Here is a 1,605-nt window from a genome sequence, read left to right on the forward strand (position 1 = left end):
CCTCTACTGCCTCGATGACCAGGGCAGACAGCCCCGCAAATACCACACCCGCAAGATCGTCGATCTTCAGCACGGCCCAGCCTGGCAGGGATCACTCAGTGCCACCACCGATTACGGGCCAGAGCCGAAGATCGCACGCCCCCGCTTCCCCGCCACCCCGTCCGAACCGACAAGATTGCCCGCGTCGGTGCGTCCTGGCGCCACCGGATCTCGGCTCCCTTGATCGTCACCGCAATCTTGGGTATGGCCGCCCTTGCCTGTGCCATCTTGCTGCCTCGTCACCTGCTGGCCTGGGACTTGGGATCGGCGCAACCTCCGGCCGACTACGCGGCCGCCGTGAACAACATCCGTACAGCCCTACTCCAGGGAGTCGGCGGCCTGGTCCTTCTGATGGGTGCCTACCTCACCTGGCGTCAGCTTCAGCTCGGCCGCCACGGTCAGGCCACCGAATCGTTCGCCGCTGGGATCGCCCACCTGGGCGATCCCAGCGTGGATGTCCGGCTCGGCGGCATCTACGCCCTGGAACGCATCGCACGCTTCTCCACAGCCGACCGCCGCGCCATCGGCGAGATTCTCACCGCGTTCATCGGTACCCGCACCCGCCACCCTCAGAGAAGCGCGCAAGACGCCCAGCGTACGGCCGCGACCCCCGACGAGTTGGTCAACCTCTCCCTCCGGGCTCCGGACCTCCACGCGGCGCTCACTGTCCTGGGCCGCCGCCCATCGGTAAGAGGCCAGGTGCTCGCTCTCGATCGGGTGGTCCTGCCCAAAACCAACCTTGCCTCCGCTCGCCTCCACGATGTCGATCTCCATTTCAGCGATCTAACCGAATCCTCTCTCGTCGGAGTCGATCTGACCCGTGCGGATCTGAGCGGAGCACGGCTGGCCGGCGCGATCCTCCCGGACGCGATCCTCTACCAGGCCGATTTACGAGACGCCGTCCTGACCGGCATCATCGCCGAGGGCATCGACCTACGCGCCACCGATCTCAGCCAGGCCGATCTGCGCAACGCCAACCTTCGTGGCGCCCGCCTCGATTACAGCGATCTCCGCGGAGCCACTCTGAGCGGAGCCGTACTAACCGGCGCCTCCCTGAAGCGGGTGGTTTTCGACGAGAGCACCGTCTGGCCCGATGGTTTCGAACCATCCTTGATCGAACCCGCACGGCCGCGATCGCTGCCTCCCATCCGTCCCCGGACCTACGACGAATTAGCAGTCAGGGACGAGCCAGCTGAGTGAAGGCGCGAGTCCACCAGACTGGTCCACGCCCGCTCACCGTTGACATCAGTTCCGCACGAGGCGATGGATATCTAGGGTTGTCGGACCCTTCCAGCAGGTCAGAGGATGATGATCTCTTCTTTCACGTAGGCCAAGTTGACCGAACTCAGATCCGCATGGGTCTGAATGCGCCGATGACGATCTCCGCTGACGACCGACCCTGACGGGCACCACGGTGAAGACGGTGCGCTACTACCACCAGCCTCAGCTATTCAGCCGGGGCGGTAGCTGTGCTCTAGAACATGAGAAAAGGTGCCCCTGAACTGCAAGGATTCGGGTGTCGAAGCCATATCCGCTGCAGAAGCAGGTGCACCTTTCTGGTGAGTG

2 protein-coding genes are annotated in these 1,605 nt (G+C 64.2%); both read left to right on the forward strand.

All coding sequences use genetic code 11. The features are described from left to right. The coding region (locus tag ACTWPW_RS64100; protein WP_443175025.1) for a hypothetical protein at window positions 1-223 on the forward strand (223 nt) is incomplete at its 5' end. Continuing rightward, window positions 220-1,239 carry a pentapeptide repeat-containing protein gene (locus ACTWPW_RS64105; protein ID WP_443175026.1) on the forward strand — a complete coding sequence of 340 codons (1,020 nt, stop codon included), beginning with the start codon at window positions 220-222 and terminating at the stop codon, window positions 1,237-1,239. The genes ACTWPW_RS64100 and ACTWPW_RS64105, both read left to right, overlap by 4 nt. Window positions 1,240-1,605 lie beyond the last annotated feature (366 nt).

The sequence above is a fragment of the Nonomuraea sp. KM90 genome, assembly GCF_052246675.1.
GTDB lineage: Bacteria > Actinomycetota > Actinomycetes > Streptosporangiales > Streptosporangiaceae > Nonomuraea.